This window comes from Nocardioides sp. (genome assembly GCF_041600255.1).
In the GTDB taxonomy this organism is placed as follows: domain Bacteria; phylum Actinomycetota; class Actinomycetes; order Propionibacteriales; family Nocardioidaceae; genus Nocardioides.
In genome coordinates this window covers 1-4,960 of the sequence record NZ_JBFIKK010000177.1, presented here as the reverse complement: position 1 = coordinate 4,960, position 4,960 = coordinate 1, and the positions used below count along the sequence as shown (strand labels likewise).

3 protein-coding genes are annotated in these 4,960 nt (G+C 69.9%); all 3 read right to left on the bottom strand.

Features of this window, described 5'->3' with window-relative positions:
• Positions 1-74: 74 nt before the first annotated feature.
• Positions 75-3,431 (bottom strand): isoleucine--tRNA ligase, encoded by a 3,357-nt coding sequence (gene ileS / locus ABZE72_RS15515; RefSeq protein WP_372729938.1) that lies wholly within the window; start codon positions 3,429-3,431, stop codon positions 75-77.
• A 342-nt stretch (positions 3,432-3,773) separates the two neighbouring features.
• Positions 3,774-3,983: a hypothetical protein gene (locus tag ABZE72_RS15510; RefSeq protein ID WP_372729937.1), complete on the bottom strand. Its 210-nt coding sequence runs from the start codon at positions 3,981-3,983 to the stop codon at positions 3,774-3,776.
• Positions 3,984-4,098: 115 nt separating this feature from the next.
• On the bottom strand, positions 4,099-4,960 hold an 862-nt coding region (locus ABZE72_RS15505; protein ID WP_372729936.1), incomplete at its 5' end, for a DUF222 domain-containing protein.

The window sequence follows — 4,960 nt, the reverse complement described above, 5'->3', positions numbered from 1 at the left end:
CTTGTGGTTGCTCTTGGGCAACCACAAGTGGCAGGTCAGCGGTGTTTGAGCAACCGAAAGTGGCAGGTCAGCGCTCAGCGCTTGGAGAGGTGGATCCGCGCCTTCTCGTTCTCGCCCACGACCGCCTCGGCGTCGAAGGTCCCAGCCCCTTCAGATCCAGCCCCGTCAGATCCAGATGCGGCAGATCCCGCGCCCGGGGCGCCGAGCTCGAACGCCGTCGCCAGCGTCTCCGAGGCGATCAGCTCCTGGTGCGTCCCGGCCGCCGAACGCACGGCCTCCGAGCCGTCGATCCACAGCGAGATCCGGTCGGAGACGTCCAGGTCGGCGTCCCGCCGTGCCTGCTGTACGGCGCGCACCAGGTCGCGTGCCAGACCCTCGGCGGCGAGCTCGGGCGTGACCGCCGTGTCGAGGACGACGAAGCCGCCGTGCGGCAGCAGACCCGTCGCCGAGTCGGCATCGGCCGAGCCGGCCACCGTCTCCAGCGTGTACTCGCCCTCCACCAGCGCCAGTCCACCCGAGGTCACGGTGCCGTCCTCGGCGACCGACCAGTCGCCCGACTTCGAGCCCTTGATCGCCAGCTGCACGTCACGACCCAGCCGGGGCCCGGCCGCGCGGGCGTTGACGGTGAGCTTCTGCGAGATGCCGTAGGACTGGGCGTCGGGGTGCTCGGCGTCGAGCAGGCGCACCTCCTTGACGTTGACCTCGTCGGCGACGATCGACTCGAAGCCGGCCAGCGCCTCGGCGTCGCTGACCACGATCGTCAGCCGGGACAGCGGCAACCGGTTGCGCAGGTTGCCGGCCTTGCGCAGCGCGGAGGTTGCCGAGCACACGTCGCGTACGACGTCCATCGCCTGCACCAATGCCGGGTCGTCGGGCAGCGAGTCGACCTCGGGCCAGTCGGTCAGGTGGACGGATCGCTCACCGGTCAGGCCGCGCCAGATCTCCTCGGTGGTCAGCGGCATCAGCGGCGCCGTCACCCGGCAGACCACCTCGAGCACGGTGTAGAGCGTGTCGAAGGCGTTCTCGTCGACGACACCGTCGGCCGCCCAGAACCGTTCCCGCGAGCGTCGGATGTACCAGTTGGTCAGCACGTCGAGGAACGACCGCGTCGAGTCGCAGGCGTTCGCGACCTCGTAGTTGTCGAGCTGGTGGGTCATCGACTCGACGTACTGCCGGCACTTGGCCAGCAGGTAGCGGTCCAGCGGGTCACGCGACGCGGTGGAGCGCTGGGCGTCGTACCCCTCGCCGGCGGCGTTCGCGTAGAGCTGGAAGAAGTACCAGCTGTTCCACAGCGGGATCAGCACCTGGCGGACCGAGTCACGGATCCCCTGCTCGGTGACCACGAGGTTGCCGCCGCGCAGGATCGGCGAGGACATCAGGAACCAGCGCATGGCGTCGGCGCCGTCGCGGTCGAAGACCTCACGCACGTCGGGGTAGTTGCGCAGCGACTTCGACATCTTGTTGCCGTCGGAGCCGAGCACGATCCCGTGGCTGAGACAGGTCGAGAACGCGGGCTTGTCGAAGATCGCGGTGGCCAGGATGTGCAGCGTGTAGAACCAGCCGCGGGTCTGGCCGATGTACTCGACGATGAAGTCGCCCGGGAAGTGCGCCTTCTTGTCGGCCGTGCCGTCGAACCAGTCGGCGTTCTCGAACGGGTAGTGCACCTGCGCGTACGACATCGAGCCGGAGTCGAACCAGACGTCGAGCACGTCGGGCACCCGCCGCATCATCGACTGCCCCTCCTCGGGCGAACGAGGGTCGTCGGGGTTGGGCCGCACCAGGTCGTCGACGTAGGGCCGGTGCAGGTCGGGCTGGCCGTCCTTGCCCAGCGGGAGCCGGCCGAAGTCGCGCTCGATCTCCGCGAACGAGCCGTAGACGTCCACCCGCGGGTACGTCGGGTCGTCGCTCTTCCAGACCGGCACCGGGGAGCCCCAGAACCGGTTGCGGGTGATCGACCAGTCGCGGGCGTTCTCCAGCCACTTGCCGAACTGGCCGTGCTGGATGTGGTCGGGGACCCAGCGGATCTCCTCGTTCAGCTCGAGCATCCGCTCCTTGATCGCGGTCACCTCGACGAACCAGGACGAGACCCCCTTGTAGATCAGGGGCTCGCGGCAGCGCCAGCAGTGCGGGTAGGAGTGCTCGTAGGACTCGCGGCGCAGCAGCACCGTGCCCGGGCTGACCGAGCCGGCGGCCTCGCCACGGGTGGCGGCCTTGAGGTGGTCGATGATCGGCAGGTTGGCGTCGAAGACCAGCATCCCGGCGTAGTCGTCGACCGGGTGGGTGAACCGCCCGTCCTTGCCGACCGGCATCACGGCCTCGATGCCCTCGCGGTCGGTGACCTCCTTGTCGACCTCACCGAAGGCGCCGGCGGTGTGCACCAGCCCGGTGCCGTCGGTGGTGGTCACGGCGTCGTCGGCCGCGACCACGCGGAAGGCGTTGGCGTGGTCGGCGTAGTAGCTGAACGGCGGGGTGTAGGTGCGCCCGACCAGCTCGGCCCCGGTGTAGCGCGCCAGCACCTCGGGCTCCTCGCCCAGCTCTCGGGCGTACGCCGGCAGTCGCGCCTCGGCCAGGAGGTACCGCTCGGAACGGCCGGTCGAGTCGGACTCGACGACGACGTAGTCGATCTCGGAGCCGACCATGACCGCGAGGTTGGACGGCAGCGTCCACGGGGTCGTGGTCCACACGAGCAGGTGCACGCCGCCCAGCGGGTCGTCCTCGCCGGTGGAGTGCATCCGGTAGCCGACCGTGACCGCCGGGTCCTGGCGGTTCTGGTAGACGTCGTCGTCCATCCGGAGCTCGTGGTTCGACAGCGGGGTCTCGTCGTTCCAGCAGTAGGGCAGCACCCGGAAGCCCTCGTAGACGAGGCCCTTCTCGTGCAGCTGGGAGAACGCCCAGATCACCGACTCCATGTAGTCGGGGTTCATCGTGCGGTAGTCGTTGTCGAAGTCGACCCAGCGCGCCTGGCGGGTGACGTACTCCTGCCAGTCACCGGCGTACTTCATCACCGAGTCGCGGCAGGCGTCGTTGAACTTCTCGATGCCCATGTCGACGATCTCGTCGGTGGTCTTGATGCCGAGCTGGCGCATCGCCTCGAGCTCGGCGGGCAGCCCGTGCGTGTCCCAGCCGAAGCGGCGCTCGACACGCTTGCCGCGCATCGTCTGGTAGCGCGGAATCAGGTCCTTGACGTAGCCGGTGAGCAGGTGGCCGTAGTGCGGGAGGCCGTTGGCGAACGGCGGGCCGTCGTAGAAGACGAACTCGTTCGCGCCATCCACGCCCGCGTCGCGCTGGTCGATGCTGGCCTGGAAGGTGTTGTCGGCCTGCCAGTAGGCGAGCACGCGCTCCTCGATCGCCGGGAACTTCGGGCTCGACGAGACGGACGTGGCGTCGTCGTGGTCGCCGGGACCGGCGGTGGAGACCTTGGGGTAGGTCATCAGTGGCTCTCCTGCGGTACGTCGTGCTGCTCGGGCATTGCCTGCCACGAGGACGACTCCCCTCTCGGGGATCCGCGGTACCACCTCGCTTGCCGACTCCCCCGACTGCTGGGAGGCGACCGCTCGTTCACGGCTGTGACGGGCCTACCCGTCCGGTTCTACTGAGCCCTGCGCAGTCACGCGGGGCTGTTCTTCCGGAGGCTCGCCGCTGATGACGGCTCGAACGCCTGTGGGAGAAGAGTACGGCGCCCGCGCGCACCTGCGCGAATCAGTTCGTCGGGGTCGACGGCGGGGTCGACGGCGGGGTCACCGGCGGGGTCACCGGCGGGGTCACCGGCGGGGTCACCGGCGGGGTCGAGCGGCGAGCCAGTCGACGATCCGGGCGGCGGGCTGGTCGGCGCTGAGCTCGCTGTTCTCGAGCCGCAGGTGGCGATGCCCGGCCAGGAGATCGTCCGCGGGCGTCTGGCCACCGGGGCGGGTGTTCATCACGTGCGCAGCGCCCAACTCCCGCACGTTCGCCTCCGACCAGGCCAGGTCGCGTTTGGACCCCACGGCCGACGGTCATCTTGCCCACCGCCGGCGGCCCGATGATCAGCAGCAGCTCCCCGTGGCCCACCCGCTCACCCATGCCCGGACGGTAGCCGGGTTGTCCGAACCTGTCGTCGGCTTATCTGCGTCGATGGAAGCGAACGTCGCCGTTGGGGAGCTCGGAGTGGAGGTAGCGATCGTCGTGCGCGCGATGGTGATGCCAGGAGCAGAGGAGCCGGCCGTCGCTGAGATCGGTCCGCCCGCCGGCGGCCCAGGGAGCCGCCGCATGGTGGGCCTCGCACCAGGCGGCCGGGATGTCACAGCCCTGGGCGCGGCAGGTGCGGTCGCGCACGGCGAGGGCGGTGCGCTGGGCTCGACTGAAAAGCCGTGAGGAGCGGCCGAGGTCGAGGATCTCGGACTTCCCACCCAGGACCATCGGCTGGATCTTCGCGGTGCAGGCCAGCCGGCGCGCTTCCGCCGCGGAGATCACACCGCCCGAGCCGAGCGCGGCGGTGCCGAGCCCGTCGACCAGGGTCTGGAGGTCGACGGTGACGACCACGGTGGTGGCGTCGCCGCCGTGCACGGGCAGCCGGGCGGGGTCGAGCCGCTCCAGCAACGCGCAGAACGCCTGCCCCAGGTTCACGTCGTACGGCACCGACTCCGTGACGCCTCCGCCCGCCTCGGCGCCCTGACGGCGCGGCGAGGTGAAGGCATGCAGATAGGTCAGCAGCCGCTCGGCCGTGGCGTCGGGCACCGTGATCCGGACCTGGGTCGCGCCGTTGCCGAGACCCTGGCTGACCAGCCGCGTCGTCCGGCGAGCTCGGCGCTCCTCTGCCTCGACCTGTCGACGCTCATGGTCCTCGTACAGGTCAGGGGCCACCACGTCCAGGATGCGTCGGCCCAGCACCCGCAGCTCGTGTGGAGCGAAGTGCCGTGCCTGCTCGACCAGGTGGATCTCCGCGCGTGAGCGTGTCTCGGCGGGCACGTCGTCCGGGAGCTCG